The following is a 20,122-nucleotide window of genomic DNA, read 5'->3' as shown; positions in this document are numbered from 1 at the left end:
ATAACAACCTGGCGGCCACAAGCTGGAGCCGCCAGGCCTGTTAGCTTGTTATATCGGTAATAATTGGTGATTACTCGTAGGCAAGGCTAAAGTTTGCCACTGCGGTAAATTCGCCTTCGGCTACGGTTTTACCGGTAGCCTGCTTAGCCCAGGTAGTGAAATGCAGAGTATTGCCGCCAGTAATCAGTTGGATGTCGCCAGTTGGAGTTCCGTAAACGATATTGCTGCCATAACCGTTAATCACAACGGCAGTATTGGTGGAACCGGCAGTTGCCAGTTCACCCGCCGTGCCACCGGCCACGCCACCACTAAAGGTCACCTGCACACCTTTTTTAACCGAGCTGATATCACAGTTAACTAATTTGATATCCAGATCTTTTATGTCAGAAGTACCGCCTGCAGCGAGGTGGCTTTTGGAAATCTGACCAAAATCGATAGATTGATCGGCTGCATGGGAGTCAATACCACAAGGAGCATCAATAACGGTCCCTTTAAAATTAACTACACCGGCTCCCTGAGCGGCCAGAGCACCAAAAGACGCAAAAAGAACGGCAACAGATGCAGCCAGAACGGTAGTTTTCATCCTGTAATCCTTATATCTATAATGGAAAGTTATCAACCAGCCTAAATTGACTGGTGTGACCCACCGGAAGCATCGGAAGGTCACATCAGTGAATTACGTCTTATAGTCATTTCAGCAATATCACCGTACTGAATACCCTGACGCCAAATGTGATAAAATAACGCCCAAAACTTTCACCTCATTCATACACTCATCATTCATCATTCACATCCACCATGGTATAAACCCAACACACTCAATAACTGGATATTATATTCTTTAACTCTTTAGACGATTTATTCCACCATGAACTATGGCTGTTCCCCACTCAACCTGTTCTGCGAAACAAGCGCTGCGATATTTTAACCCTCAAAAAATGCAAACTAGCGGAATAGTGAAACCCCTAAAACATATTGTTTCCTGAAAAAATCAGGGGTTACATTAGAGAAAATTTCCATTAGAATGTAGTGAGTTTTTATTTGTTATTCTTTCATAAATGACAGACCGACCCGATAAAAGCAGTTTCAACGGCGTCACACCTCCTTTGTTAAGCTACAACATGCTGTTTTAAATGGATAATTACATGGACGACATTGATTACTTTGTTATTGGTGAAAACATCATATTCATCCCCACCAAAAGGTTAATTATTGACGGTGTGAATAGAAAGGAAATAAAACTTCAGGTCCCGGCGAGCATGTGTTTTGAAAAATTATTAAAAAAACAGGGGGAAGTTATCTCTCAGAACGAGTTGATAGATTTTGGCTGGGGAGAAAAACGGAAATCTGGCGTCAGCACTAATGCCTATTACCAGTCTATTTTGCATCTCAGAAAGAACCTGGAAAACGTTGGCTTGTTTGACATTATTGATACCATTCCACGTAACGGCCTTAGGATAAATAAAAAAATAAAGGTGTCCTGTGTTTATTTAAGTGAGAGCGCTAGCGCAGAGGGAAGCGATGATTTATATCATCGACCAGCCAGCGCCGTGATAGCAGACCTGAGAGTAAAATCGCAGCCAGAACCAGAGCAGAACAACGCCGCCGTTGACGTTACTGTTGCGACGACCGTAGCAACCCGCCGTGAAAGCCCACTCCCCTTTGTACGCGATATCCATCAGAGCAAGGGGGTCACTCGCACTGAGTTCATCAACACAGCCAGTAAGAAATGGCGCAAACAGGCTCCGTTCATGGCCCTGGCCGTTACTCTTTTACCCATCTTTGTGTACTTTTGGCCAGCGCAAAATGATGGGGTTTTTTCAGATTATATAAAGTTAAACTCAAAAAAATGCGCCATTTATGCCGCAGACAACAAACATTCACTAAGTGAAATACAGGGCCTGATGGATAAATCAGGACTCCCCTGTACCAGCCAGTCAAAGACTTTTTTTACCGCATCCCCGATGGGTACCAGAATCAATTTCATCAGCTGTACCACTTATGATGAGCATACTCAGAACTGCCGTTCGTTGACAATAATGAAAGACATTAAGGTTAAGCCATGAAGCCTATACTGACTTATAAAAATGTTGCCATTGCAGGGGCACTGTGCCTTTTGATAGCCCTTTCGTTAAAGCTACAAACATCATCACGAAACACCAGGACAATACAGTGTCAGAGTAGACAAATATTAATCCACGATGATTTCAAAGCAGACGCAAACTACGGCTTCACATTCAGTGAAAACAAAGGTGAAGTGACAATACACGGACTTGCAATGGAAAAAAATGAACAAATTACCATAAGCAGAGCAATTAAATTCACATTCATTAATAATGATGACGTTTACATATTAAAGAATACTAACATTGAATATCTCAGCAGTGCAGACAGCCAAAAATCTAGCCAAACCAATGTTCATTACCCTGCCTTCTATTATGAATCAGGAAAGGAATTAATTCTCAAAATTGTACCGGACAAGTATGACAACTCGGTCATTTACCTGCACAACATGCCATTATTTTACTGTAAAAAAATGTAGAACCCGAGAATATTGCTCCGTTTCCTGATGCCCGGTCAGATGCAACATTCTTCATTCTGCCGGGAAAGCATCAATGAGTGCTGCCCGTCACTAGCGGAGTACAGTGGTAATGCTCACCGGAGGCAACCGGGCCGTCTTGTCTCCTGAGCCTTTCCCCAGTTATTTTTGTGGTAAATGTTAATATCCGTAGTCATCGATATCACGCCGACTGTATATGATATAAATAGTAGCTACTTAACACATTCCTTGGCGTATGTTTTTCAAAACCACATTTATCAAGAATTCTTTTTCTTCGTTGATACAGGCTTTTTTGATCCAAACCTCTGACACTGGAAAAAAACCCAGGTTTCTTACCTTTAGCCAGAGCATTCAATAAAATAACTTCCTGCGGAGTTAAATCCACTTTCTTTGATTGGGCTTTATTTTGCAGTACCAGTTCAAAATAGTTATCATCAAACTTTTTTGATATATAACGACCCGCAGACTGTTTTACCCAGTCATTTAACCCACCAAGGCGATCGAAGGCTATGTATTTACACTCAAAGAATTTACTAATTTTAACAAGGTAGTCAAACAGCTTGAGTGATATACCCTCAGCATCTATAAATAAAATATTGTTATCGCGGTCATTAATTACTAATTTTGCGTCAACGCTATCATCATTCAAAGAATAAAAAAACACCCCTTGCTCTTCGCATAACGTCCGTATGCCGAGTGAAAAATAGTAATCATCACTATATAGATACAGAGATTTTTTCAAAATGCACTCCAGCCAAAGCGTTAAAATCACAATAATTAATAATTTGCATGAGTAAAGTACTGGCTCGAACATTATATTATTTCAGGCGTTAGCGTTACTCGGTGACCAAAGTAATTCAAAAATAAAAACACTTCAAATGAGTAAAACTTAAATAATATCAAATCATATTAACTAACAATAAAATGATGAAAATCAACAAGTTATAACAAAAGTATTAGCAGTTCTTAGTTTTTATTAGCTCTATAATCAGTCAGCCCCTCATTTTTATAAGCGTCTCATTTACATTAAATCAACAACTTACAAACACAGCCTGGGGGTTTATATAACTTTCTGGATGGGATTTTTTAAAGCATGACATTGCATCTACAGGCCAACTCGATCATGAGATATTTTCCATTGTCTTTATATGAGACAGTTCTCCGGTTGCGGCATGGAGTGTTCCCAGCTATTCCCAAATATGTAGAACATAAAGACAGCGGCAGAACCGTCCAAATACCGGCTATGACAGGAAGCCAGTTACATCTGTTGGTGATGTGGCTACGGGCCTGGAGAGGATAATAGTTAAGACTCCAGGGCGTACAACGCCCCTTTTTAATTACGCGGAGACCTACGGTCAGGTATATAATGCACATCTATTTGGTGCTGACAGAAGCGTTACACCACACTTATTTGATTTAACATGCTGGGAAGATGCAAAGTGGAAGGTTTAGTCGTACTGGTAGTTATAGTATGGATACTGTTCAAACTGTTTAAGAAACTGGCCGCCAGGTTATACCCAGATAACATGATACCGGTAATGAAGCGTTGCGACAGTAGTCAAATGAAGGATGTCTGGGGGCATTCCCTTGAGGAAGAAGAAGAATATGTAGGATTATATGAACAAATACAGCGTGAACAGCAGCAAAGACAGCAAGCAGAAAATAATGCAGGAACGTTCTACAACTCAAAGGAATGGCGGCGTTTACGTTATCAGGCGTTCAGAAAGTACGGAAACAAATGCTGCGTGTGTGGCCGTGGTGCAAGTGATGGGATGGTGATGCATGTTGACCATATTAAACCTCGTTCCCTTTACCCGCATTTAGCCCTGGAGCTCTCCAATCTGCAAATCATGTGTAATGAATGCAACCTGAGTAAGAGTAACAAAGATGAGGTTAAATGGAGATAGGCCCCCGCTAGTACAGGAAACTTCCGGCTGCTTCATACGTTAGCTGCCGCGTAAAGCACAGCAACAAGTTTTGTAAGTCTCCCGGCAAAACGAACCATTCACTTTTGGAGATCTTCCGACATACTGATTATGTCCTCTGAGGAGATCGCCATGCGTAAAGCCCGATTCACCGAATACATACGCGCCTACCTGGGGCTCACACAAGCTAAGGTGGACGCATTGAGAACGAAGTACTCAACGGGGATCAAGAAAGGGACACGCGCATGAAACGCTTGCTTGCGCTGACGCTGGCACTACTACCAACCCTGGCGACTGCCGGACAGATAACTCTGATTCTTAGTGACAAAATCGAGACATCTGATGGTAAGATTTGCCTATATGAGAATGCAGTTAAAAGCGAGCAAGTAAAAGTAACTGCCAGCGCTCAATGCCGTCACACAATGACATTTGAGGATTAGTGATGAGTAACAAAAACTACGAAAGCCATCGTAAAGCGATTGTTAGCAAGGGTATCCCGCCAGAACTCTTAAAGCGGATCACTGACTCTGACATACAGGTTATCAATACGTTTTTAACCCGCATCAACAAACTTGATTTGTCAGAACAAGAAAAGTCTTGGCTTACCACACTAATCAAGACAGCGTGATTATAAAAACGCCTTTTTTTATTCAGTACAAAGTTCAGGAAATATCTTGCGAAACAATGGCCCCGAAAACATATCTATAAACGCTGCTTCTCCGGGACTTAAGGAAATTTCCTCAACCCTCTTCATAAATTTTAACGTGATTATTTTCAGCATACCTAAACAATCCTCGCCATTGATGATAATCAGCCCTTCACGATTATAAGAATTGATAAAGTTCAAAACGGATTGGAAAGCCGCTAGGTATGGATTAAACCGCTGCCCGTTATGCTCCTCAAAAGGAAATGCGCTTGTCCTGTACTGATGTATAACCATGGCATGAGCCAGCCCTTCTGTGTGAACTTTGAGCAATAACGGAAGATTGTTAATCTCAACCTGAATGAGTGTTTCAACTTTGCTAACAAACCAACTTTCTCTTAGATTATCGAACATAAGCCACCTTTTATTTGAGAACTACTTGCCCCGAAGAAAGGATAGTCATGGTTATTTATCGTTCAATAAGATAGAAGTCATAAAGCCCTGTTAGTGGTAAGAAGACAAGCGGAACGCTGGCAGAGCCGGATCTGTAGCTACCCGGGCATGACCACTATTCACCTGTTTACGCAGCCACAAGGCCGCACATCGGGCTTAAATGCGTGTGATCAGTCTGTCGATGACATAACGATGCCAGGGTGGGCTTTTTCTTCACGTTTTACTGTCGCGGTGTGAGGATGCAACTGCCGCCAACGCTGACTTATACTGTCATCTCACCATGTAACTTAGCGTGACAGTTACCAGGGGCGGATCACAACGGTAGAACCCATAGGCAGCTAAAACAGGTAACTATTTAATTTACTGATAGAGAAGGTTTTTAAGGTTTCGACATGAGAAGAGAAATCTGGAGCGGGCGAAGGGAATCGAACCCTCGTATAGAGCTTGGGAAGCTCTCGTTCTACCATTGAACTACGCCCGCTTTGAGGTGCGTAGGCCATTATAGACCTTACGCACCGTCTTACAAGACTTAACCACACTAACTGCTGATAAAATAACCGGTTAGCACTTAGGCTTGCTGCCCTGCGGCGGCAAATAGCGTAGCGGATCGATAGCCGTCGCCCGATAGCGAATCTGGAAATGCAGGCGCACGGAGTCAGCATCGGTGCTGCCCATGGTGGCAATCTGCTGCCCTATCTTCACGCTCTGACCGTTATTGACCATCAGCTTATCGTTATGGGCGTAGGCGCTAATGTAATCTTCATTGTGCTTAATCATGATCAGATTCCCGTAACCGCGCAGCTGGTTGCCGACATACACCACTTTGCCAGCGCCGGAGGCGTACACCGGCTGCCCACGCGTCCCGGCGATATCAATCCCTTTATTCCCGCCATCGCTTGAGGAATAAGGCAGAATAACTTTCCCGCTGGTCGGCCAGCGCCAGCAACGTTGCCCCACCGGCGGCCAGGATACTGGTGGTAAAGCCGCAGGCGGCTTGCTCGCGGCGGTGCGCGTGCTGCTCTTCGCGGACGAACGGCTCTTCGAGGAGCTGGTTCCGGCAGCCGGGTTCAGCTTCAGACGCTGCCCAACTTCAATGGTATACGGCGGAGAGATATTGTTCAGTCGGGCCAGATCTTTGATGCTGGTGCCAGTCGTCCGGGAAATACGGTACAGCGTGTCACCGCGTTTTACGGTATAGACGGAACCGGAATCAGATGAACTGGAACACCCGGCAATCACCAGGCTACAAACCAACATCATATTGATAAAAAAGCGTTTTCTCATCAGGCGTCCTGCACTCAACACAGCTCTCATCTCATCATTATGGATGACTATCATACCAGCCCACAGGCAGAACCCCAATCGCTACGCTTGTGATGCCCGGTTTCCTCGCTGCGCTGACCACCTGCCTACCGCTTGTTTAGATAATGCCTTTCGTGACGTTATCGGCTACCCTGTGCGTGATTGCATATCCCGGCACGTTTATGCCAGTTGATTTTTACTATCAGGAGTTGTCATGACCGGGGAACATGTCATTTTGCTCGATGAGCAGGATAATCCGGTTGGCATGCAGGAAAAGTATGCTGCCCATACCCTCAATACCCCTTTGCACCTCGCCTTTTCCTGCTGGCTGTTTAATCAGCAAGGGCAGCTACTGGTGACGCGTCGTTCGCTGAGCAAGAAAGCCTGGCCAGGCGTCTGGACCAACTCGGTCTGCGGCCACCCGCAGGAGGGCGAAACGTTTGAACAGGCCGTCCAGCGACGCAGCCTTTTTGAGCTGGGCGTGACCATCACCGACATTACGCCGGTGCACCCGGCGTTCCGCTATCGCGCGGTCGCCCCAAACGGGATTGTCGAAAACGAAGTCTGCCCGGTTTATGCCGCCACGACCACCAGCCCGCTCGCTCCCCATGCCGATGAGGTGATGGATTATCAGTGGTGCAGCCTTGACGATCTGCTGCAGGGGCTCGCCTTAACGCCGTGGGCCTACAGCCCGTGGATGGTTCTTGAAGCGGATGACCAGGATGCCCGCCAGGCGCTGTGCAGCTACGCCGCGCATTTGCGATGACCCGCTAGCGGGAAACACATTCCCACCGGAAATAAAGACCAAAAAAAAACCCCGGCATCGATAGCCGGGGTTAGGTTATTCGCGGTCGGTCTTATTTCACCGGGCGCATAGCCGGGAACAAGATCACGTCGCGGATGGTGTGGCTGTTGGTGAACAGCATTACCATACGGTCGATACCAATACCCAGGCCAGCCGTCGGCGGCAGACCGTGTTCCAGCGCGGTCACGTAGTCTTCGTCGTAGAACATCGCTTCGTCGTCACCGGCCGCTTTCGCATTCACCTGGTCCTGGAAGCGCTGCGCCTGGTCTTCTGCATCGTTCAGCTCGCTAAAGCCGTTACCGATCTCACGCCCGCCGATGAAGAATTCAAAGCGGTCGGTGATTTCCGGGTTCTCGTCATTACGACGCGCCAGCGGAGAAACTTCTGCCGGGTATTCGGTGATGAAGGTCGGCTGAATCAGGTGCGCTTCCGCCACTTCTTCAAAGATCTCAGTCACGATACGGCCCAGACCCCAGCTCTTCTCGACGTGCAGACCAATGGCCTGTGCGATAGCTTTCGCAGAATCGAAGTTATCCAGATCCGCCATCTCGGTTTCCGGACGGTATTTCTTGATAGCTTCACGCATGGTCAGTTTTTCAAACGGCTTACCGAAATCGAAGGTCTGATCGCCATAAGGCACCGCGGTGTTGCCCAGAATATCCTGCGCCAGAGTACGGAACAGGGATTCGGTCAGCTCGATCAGATCTTTATAATCCGCATACGCCATATAGAGTTCCATCATGGTGAACTCTGGATTGTGGCGAACGGAGATCCCTTCGTTACGGAAGTTACGGTTGATTTCGAACACGCGCTCAAAGCCGCCAACCACCAGACGTTTCAGGTACAGTTCCGGCGCGATACGCAGGTACATGTCCATATCCAGGGCGTTGTGATGGGTGATGAACGGACGGGCAGACGCGCCGCCAGGGATCACCTGCATCATCGGGGTTTCGACTTCCATAAAGTCGCGACCAACCATGAACTGGCGGATACCAGCCAGAATCTGGGAGCGAATTTTGAAGGTTTTGCGCGATTCGTCGTTGGAGATCAGGTCCAGATAACGCTGACGGTAGCGGGCTTCCTGATCCTGCAGGCCGTGGAATTTGTCCGGCAGCGGGCGCAGGGCTTTGGTCAGCAGACGCAGTTCGGTGCAGTGAATAGAAAGCTCACCGGTTTTGGTTTTGAACAGCTTACCGCGGGCGGCGATGATGTCACCGAGGTCCCATTTTTTGAACTGCTCGTTGTAGACGCCTTCTGCCAGATCGTCACGCGCCACGTACAACTGAATGCGGCCGCCAACGTCCTGCAGGGTCACGAAGGAGGCTTTACCCATAATACGACGGGTCATCATGCGGCCAGCAACGGAGACTTCAACGTTCAGCGCTTCCAGCTCTTCGTTTTCTTTCGCATCGAAGTCAGCGTGCAGTTGGTCAGAGGTATGGTCACGACGGAAATCGTTCGGGAACGGGATACCCTGCTCACGCAGCGCAGCCAGCTTTTCACGACGGCTTTTCAGTTCATTATTAAGGTCAATTGCCGCGTCAGCGCCCTGTGCTTGTTGTTCAGACATGTTGGTTCCTCATAACCCTGCTTTCAAACTTGCTTCGATAAATTGATCCAGGCTGCCGTCGAGCACGGCCTGAGTATTGCGGGTTTCCACCCCGGTGCGCAGATCTTTAATGCGGGAGTCATCCAGCACATAAGAGCGGATCTGGCTGCCCCAGCCGATGTCGGATTTGGTATCTTCCATCGCCTGCTTCTCGGCATTTTTCTTCTGCATTTCCAGTTCATAAAGCTTGGCTTTCATCTGCTTCATGGCCTGGTCTTTGTTCTTGTGCTGTGAACGGTCGTTCTGGCACTGCGTCACTAAGCCGCTTGGAATGTGGGTAATACGCACCGCGGATTCCGTACGGTTAACGTGCTGACCACCCGCACCTGAAGCGCGGTAAACGTCAATACGCAGGTCTGCCGGGTTGATCTCGATATCAATGTCGTCATCCACTTCCGGATAGACAAACGCGGAACTGAACGAGGTGTGGCGACGGCCGCCGGAATCGAACGGGCTCTTACGCACCAGGCGGTGAACGCCGGTTTCCGTTCTCAGCCAGCCGTAGGCGTAATCGCCAATAATCTTGATGGTCACGGATTTGATGCCCGCGACTTCACCTTCAGACTCTTCGATAATCTCGGTTTTAAAACCGCGCGCTTCAGCCCAACGCAGATACATACGCGTCAGCATGCTGGCCCAGTCCTGGGCTTCAGTCCCGCCGGAACCGGCCTGAATATCGAGGTAGCAGTCGGCGCTGTCGTATTCGCCGGAGAACATACGGCGGAACTCAAGCTGCGCCAGTTTCTCTTCCAGCACGTCCAGTTCGGCAACGGCTTCGTTGAAGGTCTCTTCGTCGTCGGCTTCAACGGCCAGCTCCAGCAGCCCGGAGACATCCTCCAGCCCCTGGGACATCTGGTCCAGCGTCTCGACGATGGCTTCCAGTGAAGAACGCTCTTTCCCCAGCGCCTGTGCACGCTCGGGTTCGTTCCACACGTCCGGCTGTTCCAGCTCGGCGTTTACTTCTTCCAGACGCTCTTTCTTGGCATCGTAGTCAAAGATACCCCCTGAGAACGTCAGAGCGCTCCGTGAGGTCCTGAATGCGGTTTTTTACCGGATTTATTTCAAACATGGTCGATTTTCTTTTAATGGATTCGTCAAAATGCGGTGATAAGAGCGGAATTGTACCGGATCCCCGCTCTCTTTTATAGACACTTCGCCCTTCAGTGCGCCTCTTTATTGGTGGCTTTTTCGTCAGACCGGCCAGAGATGGTCGATGATAAGCTGCAGGCTACGATTACCACGGAACTCATTAATATCGAGCTTATAGGCCAGCGTCACTTCGCGCACGCCGTTATCCGGCCACATCGAAGTATCAACGTTGAAGGCAATACCGTCCAGCAGCGGGCCGCCGCCGACCGGTTCGACCATCACCTTCAGATGACGCTCGCCCACCAGCCGTTGTTGAAGCAGGCGGAAACGGCCGTCAAACAGCGGTTCCGGGAACATCTGGCCCCAGGGGCCGGCTTCACGCAGCATATGGGCCACTTCCATGCTCATCTCCGCCGCCTCCAGCGGGCCGTCGGACACCACTTCACCCTGTAACAGCGCCGGATCCAGCCACTCGGTAACCAGATCGCCGAAGCACTTCTGAAACTCGGCAAAACGCGCCTCTTCCAGTGACAGCCCCGCCGCCATGGCGTGGCCGCCAAATTTCAGGATCAGCCCAGGATTGAGGGTATCAAGACGCTCAAGCGCATCGCGCATGTGCAGCCCCTGAATGGAACGACCGGACCCTTTTAACAGCCCGTCGCCGGTTGGTGCGAAGGCAATCACCGGACGATGAAAACGCTCTTTAATGCGCGACGCCAGAATACCGACCACCCCCTGATGCCACTGCGGGTGATACATCGCCAGCCCGCCGGGCAGGGTTTCGCCGCTACGCTCAAGCTGCTCGCACAGCGTCAGCGCCTCGGCCTGCATGCCCTGCTCAATCTCTTTGCGGGTCTGGTTTAGCGCATCCAGCTCGTTGGCCAGCATCCGCGCGTCGCCGACGTTATCGCACAGCAGCAGCGCCACGCCGACCGACATATCATCCAGCCTGCCTGCCGCGTTCAGCCGCGGCCCCAGGGCAAAGCCCAGGTCGCTGGCCGCCAGCTTTTGCGGATCGCGGTTGGCGATCTCCAGCAGCGCCTTGATCCCCGGACGGCACTTGCCGGCCCGAATACGGCTCAGCCCCTGCCAGGTCAGGATCCGGTTATTGGCATCCAGCGGCACCACGTCCGCTACCGTTCCCAGGGCCACCAGATCCAGCAGTTCTGCCAGATTAGGGGCGGCAATCCCGCGAGTTTCAAACCAGTTTTTATCACGCAGGAAAGTGCGCAATGCCAGCATCAGGTAGAACGCTACGCCCACGCCGGCCAGCGATTTCGACGGGAACTCGCAGTCGCGCAAATTGGGGTTCACGATGGCTTCCGCCGCCGGTAATGTATCGCCCGGTAGGTGATGATCGGTCACCACCACCGGGATCCCCAGCGCGTGTGCGTGATCGACGCCGGCATGCGATGAAATCCCGTTATCGACGGTCATAATCATCTGCGCGCCGCGCGCATGGGCCTGATCGACAACCTCAGGACTTAACCCGTAGCCATCTTCAAACCGGTTCGGTACCAGGTAGGAGACCTTGCTGTAGCCCAGCGCACGCAGCGCCAGCACGCTCAGCGCGGTACTGGTGGCGCCATCGGCGTCAAAATCGCCGACCACGACGATATGCAACTCTTGCTGGAAAGCGCTGTACAGCATCTCCACCGCACGCTCGATGCCGTTCAGCTGCGTCCATGGCAGCATGCCTTTGACACCGCGCTCCAGCTCCTGGGCGCGCAGCACACCGCGGCTGCTATACAGACGCTGCAACAGCGGTGGCAGGTCGCCAGGTAAATCAGCCCCGTCAACCGCCTCGCGGCGGCGTAGTTGTATCTGTGGTTTCACGCGAATTATTTACCGCTTGTCTGTTTTTGATGCTCATCAAGGAAGGCTTTCAGCTCTTTCGGCCCCTGATAACCCGGCAGCACGTAGCCGTTGCTCAACACCATCGCCGGTGTCCCGTTCACGCCAAACTGCACGCCAAGCGTGTAGTGCTTGCTGATATCAACGTTGCAGCTCGCGGCCTGTACGCCTTTGCCGGCCATGGCGTCATCCAGCGCTTTGTTGCGATCTTTCGCGCACCAGATCGCTTTCATATCCTGCTCCGCCTGGCTTTGCAGCCCCTGACGCGGGAAGGCCAGATAACGCACGGTGATCCCCAGCGCGTTATAGTCGCTCATCTCTTCGTGCAGCTTGTGGCAGTAGCCGCAGGTGATATCGGTGAACACGGTGATCACGTGTTTTTCCTGTGGCGCTTTATAGATGATCATCTCTTTTTCCAGCGCGTTCAGCTTGCCGACCAGCAACGCATTGGTGACGTTAAGCGGCTGCGCGCCGCTGACGTCGTACATCGGCCCCTGGATGACATGTTTGCCGTCATCGGTCACGTACAGTACGCCGCTGTCGGTCAGCACGGTGCTCATCCCGGTAACCGGGGAAGGCTGAATATCCGTGCTCTGCACACCCAGCTTGGCCAATGACTGTTTGATGGCCGCCGTGTCAGCATGCGCGGCCCCGGACAGCGTTGCCGCCAGCAGAGTGAACATCAATAAACCGTTTTTCATACATCGTCCTTTTTAGTCAGCACTCACGCCCGTGGGTGATGCTGTTGATGAAGTTGTCTCAGACGCTCGGTCGCCACGTGGGTGTAGATCTGCGTCGTAGAGAGATCGCTATGTCCTAATAGCATCTGTACCACGCGCAAATCCGCGCCGTGGTTAAGTAAGTGCGTGGCAAACGCATGGCGTAACACGTGCGGCGAAAGCTTCGCGCTATCGATGCCCGCCAGTACGGCATAGTGCTTAATCCGATGCCAGAAAGTCTGGCGCGTCATCTGCTGCGCGCGCTGGCTGGGGAAAAGCACATCGGAAGCCACGCCGTTGAGCAGCCAGGGACGCCCGTACTCCAGGTAGTTCTCCACCCACAGCACCGCCTCTTCGCCAAGCGGAACCAGCCGTTCTTTATTCCCTTTACCGACCACCCGCAGCACCCCCTGACGCAGGCTGATATCGCTCATCGTCAGGCCAACCAGCTCCGATACGCGCAGACCGGTGGCGTACAGCACCTCCAGCATCGCTTTATCGCGTAACTCTAAGGGCTGTTCGACCAACGGCGCCTGCAGCAGACGATCGACCTGGGCTTCGCTCAGATCTTTCGGTAACCGCTGCGGCAGCTTCGGCGACGCCAGCAACGCGCTGGGATCGTCCGGGCGGACTTTTTCCCGATACAGATGCTGAAAGAAGCGGCGCACGGCGCTTAACAAGCGCGCGGTGCTGGTGGCTTTATAGCCCCCGGTTTGTCTTTCAGCCAGCAGCGCCTGCAGGTCTTCGCCGCTAACGCTTATCAGGGTCAACGCGCGATGGTGCAGCCATTCCACCACCATGGTCAGATCCCGTCGGTAGGCGCTGAGCGTATTTTCAGCAAGGTTACGCTCCAGCCACAACGCATCGAGAAACTGTTCGATTCGTGCAAGATCCTGTTCCACATCGGCCTCTTTGCTCGTTAAAACGGCTCCAGTATACCCAAATTAGTTGCCCTGCTGGGCAAAAACGGCAGCGCGGTGCTCTCAGACGCTGAACATACAACCTTAAGTATGCGGCCGGCGGTGCCTTTCTGATAAACTAAGCGCAAAGTCACAGCATGAATTGAGATGTTTACCCCATGAACATAGGTCTTTTTTACGGCTCCAGCACCTGCTACACCGAAATGGCAGCGGAGAAGATTCGCGATATCATCGGTCCGGAACTGGTGACGCTGCACAATCTGAAAGATGATTCCCCTGCCCTGATGACAGAATATGACGTGCTGATCCTCGGCATTCCGACATGGGATTTCGGCGAGATTCAGGAAGACTGGGACGCTATCTGGCAGCAGTTAGACACCCTGGATCTGCAGGATAAAATTGTGGCGATGTACGGCATGGGCGACCAACTGGGTTACGGCGAATGGTTCCTCGACGCGCTGGGCATGCTGCACGATAAGCTGATCACCAAAGGGGTGAAGTTTATCGGTTACTGGCCGACGGAAGGCTACGAATTCACCAGCCAGAAACCGATTATTGCCGATGGCCAGCTGTTCGTTGGCCTGGCGCTTGATGAAACAAACCAGTATGAGATGAGCGACGATCGCCTGCAGAACTGGTGCGAACAAATCCTCGGCGAGATGGCTGAGCAGTTCGCCTGACTGGCTCTTAATCTTGCGCCGGGTTTTGTAATACCAACCGGCGCAAATCGCGCCACTCTTTTTCGTCCATACTGTCCGCCGCAACCCACAAATGCTGGCTGCGGCGCGTTTCGCTCTCCCGCAGGCGCAGCAGCATTCCGCTGTTAATCACCCAGGGCGTACCGACGATCTCCCATTCCGCTTTTTGCCAGCGCAGACGCGAATCAGTCAGCAGTTTTATTTCTCCCCGACAGGCGTGGATCCGCCGCTGACTGCGAACGCAGTCAAACACCACCAGCGACAGCAGTAACAGCCATAGCGGTGTGTAGCTCAGCGGCCAGGGCATGAGCAGCACTATCGCCGCCACAATGCCGTGAAGCAGCAGTGAAAACCACTGCGAACGCCAGGAGATGCGTAAATCAGATTGCCACAGGACCACGTTCCCGATTCCGAGTCTGGATTAATTTTACCATCCGTTGCAGTTGCGCATCCGCCGGTTCGCCATGGTTCATCAGCCAGTTGAACAGATCCGGATCGTCGTTTTCTAACAGACGAATGAACAGCAGCTTGTCGTCATCACTGAGCGTATCGTACTCATACTCAAAAAACGGCATGATAGAGATATCGAGTTCGCGCATACCCCGGCGGCATGCCCAGTGGATACGGGCTTTATTAGTAATGTCCATGTTGTCCTTCCAGCATAAAGATACACAGTGCATTCTTCAAGTTAGCGGGATGCGGCCTGATGAATGTTATTAGTAGGTTAGTTTAACCCGTTTTTTGCACTTACTTTACAGCAATATCGCAAACAGAGAACGCCACTCGCAAAAAACCATAAATTAACCATGGTTTTATCTACCTTCGTTGTCAGTTCGTTTAGCTCATCAAGGCACAAATCGCCTGCCAAAAGCGCTTGCATTGCACCATAGCTCTTTTACCATTAGTGACTCACTCTGCGTTAAGCTATTCAGGACATGACTATGGCTTTTACACCTTTTCCCCCGCGCCAGCCTTCCGCTTCCGCCCGTCTGCCGTTAACGCTGATGACGCTGGATGACTGGGCGCTGTCGACGATAACTGGTCAGGATGCCGAGAAGTATCTTCAGGGACAGATTACCGCCGATGTCAGCGCGCTGACCGACGATCGGCACCTGCTTGCCGCGCACTGTGATGCCAAGGGCAAGATGTGGAGCAACCTGCGAGTCTTCCATCGCCAGGGTGGCTATGCCTGGATCGAACGCCGCAGCCTGCGCGACGCGCAGCTGACCGAACTGAAAAAATACGCGGTATTCTCCAAAGTCGCCATTGCCGCCGACGATGAACACGTCCTGCTGGGCGTTGCCGGCTTCCAGGCCCGCGCCGCGCTCGCGCCGCTGTTTAGCGAACTGCCCGGCAGCGACAAACCGCTGGTAACCGACGGCGCCACCAGCCTGCTGTGGTTTGAGCATCCGGCAGAGCGTTTCCTGCTGGTGACCGATGTCGCAACCGCCACCCGCATCACCGATGCGCTGCGCAGCGATGCCCAACTGAACAACAGCCAGCAGTGGCTGGCGTTGAATATCGAAGCGGGCCTGCCGGTCATTGACAGCGCCAACAGCGCGCAGTTCATTCCGCAAGCCACTAACCTGCAGGCGCTGGGCGGCATCAGCTTTAAAAAAGGCTGCTACACCGGGCAGGAGATGGTCGCGCGGGCTAAATTCCGCGGCGCCAACAAGCGTGCGCTGTGGTATCTGGCGGGTAAAGCCAGCCGCGTGCCGCAGGCCGGGGAAGATCTTGAGCTGAAGATGGGCGACAACTGGCGCCGGACCGGCACCGTGCTGGCCGCAGTTCAGCTGGATGATGGCCATCTGCTGGTGCAGGTAGTGATGAATAACGATATGGAGCCGGACAGCGTGTTCCGCGTCCGCGATGATGCCGGCACCTTAAGCATCGTTCCGCTGCCGTACTCGTTAGAAGAGAGTTAAGGCTCGCAGGCCTGCCGTTCCGATAACCGCCGCGCCGCCGGGGCTCTCCCGATGGCGCGGCGTTTTCGTTACACCTGGCCGACGTACAAATAGATCGCCAGGAAATGACAGACGCTGCCGCCCAGCACGAAGCCGTGCCAGATAGCATGGTTATAAGGGATGCGCTTGCAGACGTAGAAGATAACCCCCAGCGAATAGACGACCCCGCCCACCGCCAGTAGCGTGACGCCACCTGCCGCCAGCTTAATTGCCAGCTGATACACCACGATTAATGACAGCCAGCCCATCGTCAGATAGGTCACCAGCGAGAGGATCTTGAAGCGATGCGCGATGGTGAGCTTAAACAAAATCCCCAGCAGCGCCAGGCTCCAGATGACGATCATCAGGCCCCGTGAGAGCGGCGAATTGAGCCCCACCAGCAAAAAAGGGGTATAGGTCCCGGCAATCAGCAGATAGATGGCGCAGTGGTCGAATTTTTTCAGCCACTGCTTAGCCCGCTGATGAGGGATCGCGTGATAGAGCGTGGACGCGAGGAACAGCATGATCATGCTGCCGCCATACAGGCTGTAGCTGGTAATTGCCGTGGCGCTGGCGTTGCTGTCTATCGCCTGAACCAGCAGGAGCACCAGACCGACGATACCGAACACCAGCCCGATTCCATGGCTGATACTGTTGGCAATTTCCTCTGCCAAAGAATAACCCTGTGTGATTAATGGCTTGCGAACCATATTTGACTCCGAAAACAAGAACGCTTTCAATGCACATCTAGGGTAACTGAGAATGATTCCAGTGAACACCTGTTAGCTAAAATAAAAAGATGAATTTTTGTGAACTCAATAAAATCATCAAGTTAAATTAAATTTTTCGCCTAACACTCGTTCGCTGTTTTGTTAAAGTTTTTGAAATTCAATAACATAAAACTGGTCATCATCAGGGTAGATCTCGCCGATCACCTGGCGCAGCTGCGGCAGCGTCATATTCTCCTGCTGCGCGTGGCGTTCTGTCAGCGTATCGAGCGTAACCGTCGAGGTTGCCACCACCTGAATCGTACAAAAATAGCCGTCATCTTCATAGCGACCAACCCGCAGCACATCCCCGGTTTTAAAATGCGATTCGGCAGCATCGCGGATGGTGATCGTTTTCCGCCCGGCAAGGATGTCGTCCTGAAAGCGTTGAAAAAAAGTTATGTCATTCGGCTGCATGATATAATTCCCTCCTGGTCATTATGAATTGTGAGTTGTTACTGTGAGCATGTTCTCCCACGCTGCGATCGCCAGTCTCAATAATCTTGAGATGATGGTCTACCACTACGTCATCAAAAATCGTGACAAGGTGATGTACATGACCATTCGCGAACTGGCAGAAGCCTCCGGCGTCTCCACGACGACCGTCCTGCGCTTTTGCCGCAAACTGCAGTGTGAAGGATACTCGGAGTTTCGCGTACGCTTTAAATTATATCTCGAGCAGAACGAGCCTCAACAGGCAAATATCGGCGCCAGCGAAATCATGAGCTTTTTTAAAAGCGTCAATAATGATGAATTTGATGATTTACTCGACCGCGCCGTCGATATTATTCTGGCTTCAGAGCGTATTATATTTGTTGGTGCAGGCACCTCCGGCGCCCTCGCGAAATATGGCGCACGTTTTTTCTCTAACGTCGGAAAATTCAGCAACCATATCGACGACCCTTATTTCCCGGTAACCAATGATATGGCCCGTAACGCGCTGGCGATCGTCCTGTCCGTCTCCGGGGAAACCGAAGAGATCCTGCGCTTCGCCAGCCAGTTCAGCCTGCACAACTGCAAGGTGATGTCGGTCACCAGCCATGAACACTCGCGGCTGGCAAAGCTTGCGGACTTCAACCTCTCCTGGCACGTGCCGCAAACCCGCATTGGCGGCGTGTACGATATTACCACCCAAATTCCGGTCATATATATTCTGGAATCCCTCGGACGTAAATTAGCCCGCAAACTGGTCTGAAAATAACACCCTGTTTTTTCGATGTAACATATTCCACGTCACGGGAATTGTTATATCGTGACATTTATATTCCCTTTGTTAGACTAAAAATCAGATGCTATTTGATGAGATCAGCAAAGATGAAAAAAATCACTTTACCGAAAGACTTTTTGTGGGGCGGCGCAGTAGCGGCGCACCAGGTGGAAGGCGGCTGGAATAAAGACGGCAAAGGCCCAAGCATTTGTGACGTACTGACCGGCGGCGCTCACGGCGTTCCGCGCGAAATCACCCATGAAGTGGAAGCCGGGAAATACTACCCGAACCACGAAGCCATCGACTTCCATGGCCGCTATAAAGAAGACATCAAACTGTTTGCCGAGATGGGCTTCAAATGTTTCCGCACCTCCATCGCCTGGACCCGTATCTTCCCGCTGGGCGATGAAACCCAGCCCAACGAAGAAGGGCTGAAGTTCTATGACGACATGTTTGATGAGCTGCTGAAATACAACATCGAGCCGGTTATCACCCTCTCCCACTTTGAAATGCCGCTGCATCTGGTGCAGCAGTACGGTGGCTGGACCAACCGTAAAGTGGTCGATTTCTTTGTGCGTTTCGCTGAAGTGGTGTTCGAGCGCTATAAGCACAAAGTGAAATACTGGATGACCTTTAACGAGATTAACAACCAGCGTAACTGGCGCGCGCCGCTGTTCGGCTATTGCTGCTCCGGCGTGGTCTATACCGAGCATGAAAACCCGGAAGAGACTATGTACCAGGTGCTGCATCACCAGTTCGTTGCCAGCGCCCTGGCGGTGAAGGCGGCGCGGCGCATCAACCCGCAGATGCAGGTTGGCTGCATGCTGGCGATGGTGGCGCTCTATCCGTTCTCCTGTAAACCTGAAGACGTGATGTTCGCTCAGGAATCCATGCGTGAACGCTACGTCTTTACCGACGTACAGCTGCGCGGTTACTACCCGAGCTACGTCCTGAACGAATGGGAACGCCGCGGCTTCAACATCAAGATGGAAGCCGGCGATGAACAGATCCTCCGCGAAGGCACCTGCGATTACCTCGGCTTCAGCTACTACATGACCAACGCGGTAAAAGCGGAAGGCGGTAGCGGCGATGCGATCTCTGGCTTTGAAGGCAGCGTGCCGAACCCGCACGTGAAAGCGTCCGACTGGGGCTGGCAGATTGACCCGGTAGGCCTGCGCTACGCGCTGTGCGAACTGTATGAACGCTACCAGAAGCCGCTGTTTATCGTGGAAAACGGCTTTGGCGCTTACGACAAAGTCGAAGCAGACGGCAGCATCAACGACGACTACCGTATCGACTATCTCCGCGCCCACGTGGAAGAGATGATCAAAGCGGTCACCTATGATGGCGTCGATCTGATGGGCTACACCCCGTGGGGCTGCATCGACTGCGTCTCCTTCACCACCGGGCAGTACAGCAAGCGCTACGGCTTTATCTACGTCAACAAGCATGACGACGGTACCGGCGACATGTCCCGCTCGCGCAAGAAAAGCTTCAACTGGTACAAAGACGTCATCGCCAGCAACGGCGAAAAGCTCTGATTGTCCCTCGCACGCCTCCTCTCCCCATCCGGGGAGAGGAAAATCCCCTGTCTTACAGACACTTCTTTACAGCTTTAACATTGCTAA

23 protein-coding genes and 1 tRNA gene are annotated in these 20,122 nt (G+C 51.7%); 10 read left to right on the top strand and 14 right to left on the bottom strand.

Going from position 1 to position 20,122, the window contains the following annotated elements:
• Positions 1-70: 70 nt before the first annotated feature.
• The gene (locus EDF82_RS16350) at positions 71-583 is read right to left on the bottom strand and encodes a fimbrial protein (RefSeq protein ID WP_123756576.1); all 513 of its coding nucleotides are present in this window, start codon (positions 581-583) and stop codon (positions 71-73) included.
• Between the two features lie 562 nt (positions 584-1,145).
• Here EDF82_RS16350 and EDF82_RS16345 point away from each other — a divergent pair.
• Together EDF82_RS16345 and EDF82_RS16340 are read left to right on the top strand one after the other, a co-directional pair.
• A complete protein-coding gene (locus EDF82_RS16345) occupies positions 1,146-2,066 on the top strand; it encodes a hypothetical protein (RefSeq protein ID WP_158613271.1) in 921 nt (306 codons plus the stop codon).
• Entirely contained in the window at positions 2,063-2,542 is a 480-nt protein-coding gene (locus tag EDF82_RS16340) for a hypothetical protein (RefSeq protein WP_123756574.1), read from the top strand. Before EDF82_RS16345 ends, EDF82_RS16340 begins: the two co-directional genes overlap by 4 nt.
• A 199-nt stretch (positions 2,543-2,741) precedes the next feature.
• On the opposite strand, the gene EDF82_RS16335 is transcribed toward EDF82_RS16340, so the two are convergent.
• On the bottom strand, positions 2,742-3,302 hold the full coding sequence (locus EDF82_RS16335) for a hypothetical protein (protein WP_148060399.1): 561 nt from the start codon (positions 3,300-3,302) through the stop codon (positions 2,742-2,744).
• 697 nt (positions 3,303-3,999) lie between these two features.
• On the opposite strand from EDF82_RS16335, the gene EDF82_RS16330 reads away from it, so the two are divergent.
• The 3 genes from EDF82_RS16330 (at position 4,000) to EDF82_RS16315 (ending at position 5,113) form a co-directional block, all read left to right on the top strand.
• Complete coding sequence (locus EDF82_RS16330; protein WP_123756937.1) at positions 4,000-4,467, top strand: HNH endonuclease; 468 nt, start codon at positions 4,000-4,002, stop codon at positions 4,465-4,467.
• A gap of 263 nt (positions 4,468-4,730) precedes the next feature.
• On the top strand, positions 4,731-4,925 hold the full coding sequence (locus EDF82_RS16320) for a hypothetical protein (protein WP_123756572.1): 195 nt from the start codon (positions 4,731-4,733) through the stop codon (positions 4,923-4,925).
• Between the two features lie 2 nt (positions 4,926-4,927).
• The gene (locus EDF82_RS16315; protein ID WP_123756571.1) at positions 4,928-5,113 is read left to right on the top strand and encodes a hypothetical protein; all 186 of its coding nucleotides are present in this window, start codon (positions 4,928-4,930) and stop codon (positions 5,111-5,113) included.
• Between the two features lie 18 nt (positions 5,114-5,131).
• Here the strand turns inward: EDF82_RS16315 and EDF82_RS16310 are convergent, their stop codons facing one another.
• From EDF82_RS16310 to actS, 3 genes are all read right to left on the bottom strand, one after another.
• On the bottom strand, positions 5,132-5,542 hold the full coding sequence (locus EDF82_RS16310; protein ID WP_123756570.1) for a hypothetical protein: 411 nt from the start codon (positions 5,540-5,542) through the stop codon (positions 5,132-5,134).
• Positions 5,543-5,988: 446 nt separating this feature from the next.
• A tRNA-Gly gene (locus EDF82_RS16305) sits at positions 5,989-6,062 on the bottom strand.
• 80 nt (positions 6,063-6,142) lie between these two features.
• A complete protein-coding gene (gene actS / locus EDF82_RS16300) occupies positions 6,143-6,865 on the bottom strand; it encodes an amidase activator ActS (RefSeq protein WP_123756569.1) in 723 nt (240 codons plus the stop codon).
• Positions 6,866-7,097: 232 nt separating this feature from the next.
• Here actS and idi point away from each other — a divergent pair, with 232 nt between their 5' ends.
• A complete protein-coding gene (idi, locus tag EDF82_RS16295; protein ID WP_123756568.1) occupies positions 7,098-7,649 on the top strand; it encodes an isopentenyl-diphosphate Delta-isomerase in 552 nt (183 codons plus the stop codon).
• A 91-nt stretch (positions 7,650-7,740) separates the two neighbouring features.
• Here the strand turns inward: idi and lysS are convergent, their stop codons facing one another.
• The 5 genes from lysS to xerD form a co-directional block, all read right to left on the bottom strand.
• Complete coding sequence (lysS, locus tag EDF82_RS16290; protein WP_123756567.1) at positions 7,741-9,258, bottom strand: lysine--tRNA ligase; 1,518 nt, start codon at positions 9,256-9,258, stop codon at positions 7,741-7,743.
• A 9-nt stretch (positions 9,259-9,267) separates the two neighbouring features.
• Positions 9,268-10,366, bottom strand: a protein-coding gene (gene prfB, locus EDF82_RS16285; RefSeq protein WP_123756566.1) for a peptide chain release factor 2 whose coding sequence is annotated in 2 segments (ribosomal slippage) — positions 9,268-10,290 and positions 10,292-10,366 — 1,098 coding nt in all. Because the reading frame shifts where the segments join, the coding sequence is not laid out codon by codon here.
• Positions 10,367-10,488: 122 nt separating this feature from the next.
• Positions 10,489-12,222, bottom strand: coding sequence for a single-stranded-DNA-specific exonuclease RecJ (gene recJ / locus EDF82_RS16280; RefSeq protein ID WP_123756565.1), 1,734 nt, complete (start codon positions 12,220-12,222; stop codon positions 10,489-10,491).
• Positions 12,223-12,227: 5 nt separating this feature from the next.
• Positions 12,228-12,941, bottom strand: coding sequence for a bifunctional protein-disulfide isomerase/oxidoreductase DsbC (dsbC, locus tag EDF82_RS16275; RefSeq protein WP_123756564.1), 714 nt, complete (start codon positions 12,939-12,941; stop codon positions 12,228-12,230).
• Between the two features lie 23 nt (positions 12,942-12,964).
• Positions 12,965-13,861 carry a site-specific tyrosine recombinase XerD gene (gene xerD / locus EDF82_RS16270; protein ID WP_123756563.1) on the bottom strand — a complete coding sequence of 299 codons (897 nt, stop codon included), beginning with the start codon at positions 13,859-13,861 and terminating at the stop codon, positions 12,965-12,967.
• A 176-nt stretch (positions 13,862-14,037) separates the two neighbouring features.
• Between xerD and fldB the strand changes: the two genes are divergently transcribed.
• On the top strand, positions 14,038-14,559 hold the full coding sequence (gene fldB / locus EDF82_RS16265) for a flavodoxin FldB (protein WP_123756562.1): 522 nt from the start codon (positions 14,038-14,040) through the stop codon (positions 14,557-14,559).
• Between the two features lie 7 nt (positions 14,560-14,566).
• Here the strand turns inward: fldB and EDF82_RS16260 are convergent, their stop codons facing one another.
• Positions 14,567-14,977: a protein YgfX gene (locus EDF82_RS16260; protein WP_123756561.1), complete on the bottom strand. Its 411-nt coding sequence runs from the start codon at positions 14,975-14,977 to the stop codon at positions 14,567-14,569.
• The gene (gene sdhE / locus EDF82_RS16255) at positions 14,958-15,224 is read right to left on the bottom strand and encodes an FAD assembly factor SdhE (protein ID WP_123756560.1); all 267 of its coding nucleotides are present in this window, start codon (positions 15,222-15,224) and stop codon (positions 14,958-14,960) included. The genes EDF82_RS16260 and sdhE overlap by 20 nt, the downstream gene beginning before the upstream one ends.
• A gap of 294 nt (positions 15,225-15,518) precedes the next feature.
• Between sdhE and ygfZ the strand changes: the two genes are divergently transcribed.
• Complete coding sequence (gene ygfZ, locus EDF82_RS16250; protein ID WP_123756559.1) at positions 15,519-16,502, top strand: tRNA-modifying protein YgfZ; 984 nt, start codon at positions 15,519-15,521, stop codon at positions 16,500-16,502.
• A 68-nt stretch (positions 16,503-16,570) separates the two neighbouring features.
• Here ygfZ and EDF82_RS16245 read toward each other — a convergent pair whose 3' ends face one another.
• Both EDF82_RS16245 and yqfB read right to left on the bottom strand, forming a co-directional pair.
• Positions 16,571-17,230: a hemolysin III family protein gene (locus EDF82_RS16245; RefSeq protein ID WP_123756936.1), complete on the bottom strand. Its 660-nt coding sequence runs from the start codon at positions 17,228-17,230 to the stop codon at positions 16,571-16,573.
• A gap of 162 nt (positions 17,231-17,392) precedes the next feature.
• On the bottom strand, positions 17,393-17,704 hold the full coding sequence (gene yqfB / locus EDF82_RS16240) for a N(4)-acetylcytidine aminohydrolase (protein ID WP_123756558.1): 312 nt from the start codon (positions 17,702-17,704) through the stop codon (positions 17,393-17,395).
• 49 nt (positions 17,705-17,753) lie between these two features.
• Between yqfB and EDF82_RS16235 the strand changes: the two genes are divergently transcribed.
• Together EDF82_RS16235 and bglA are read left to right on the top strand one after the other, a co-directional pair.
• Positions 17,754-18,482, top strand: coding sequence for a MurR/RpiR family transcriptional regulator (locus EDF82_RS16235; protein ID WP_123756557.1), 729 nt, complete (start codon positions 17,754-17,756; stop codon positions 18,480-18,482).
• Positions 18,483-18,601: 119 nt separating this feature from the next.
• On the top strand, positions 18,602-20,035 hold the full coding sequence (gene bglA, locus EDF82_RS16230) for a 6-phospho-beta-glucosidase BglA (protein ID WP_123756556.1): 1,434 nt from the start codon (positions 18,602-18,604) through the stop codon (positions 20,033-20,035).
• Positions 20,036-20,122: the final 87 nt, after the last annotated feature.

This window comes from Klebsiella sp. BIGb0399 (assembly GCF_003752615.1).
Lineage (GTDB): Bacteria > Pseudomonadota > Gammaproteobacteria > Enterobacterales > Enterobacteriaceae > Klebsiella > Klebsiella lignicola.
Note: the sequence above shows the minus strand (reverse complement) of the source record. Positions and strands in the feature narration are given on the sequence as shown.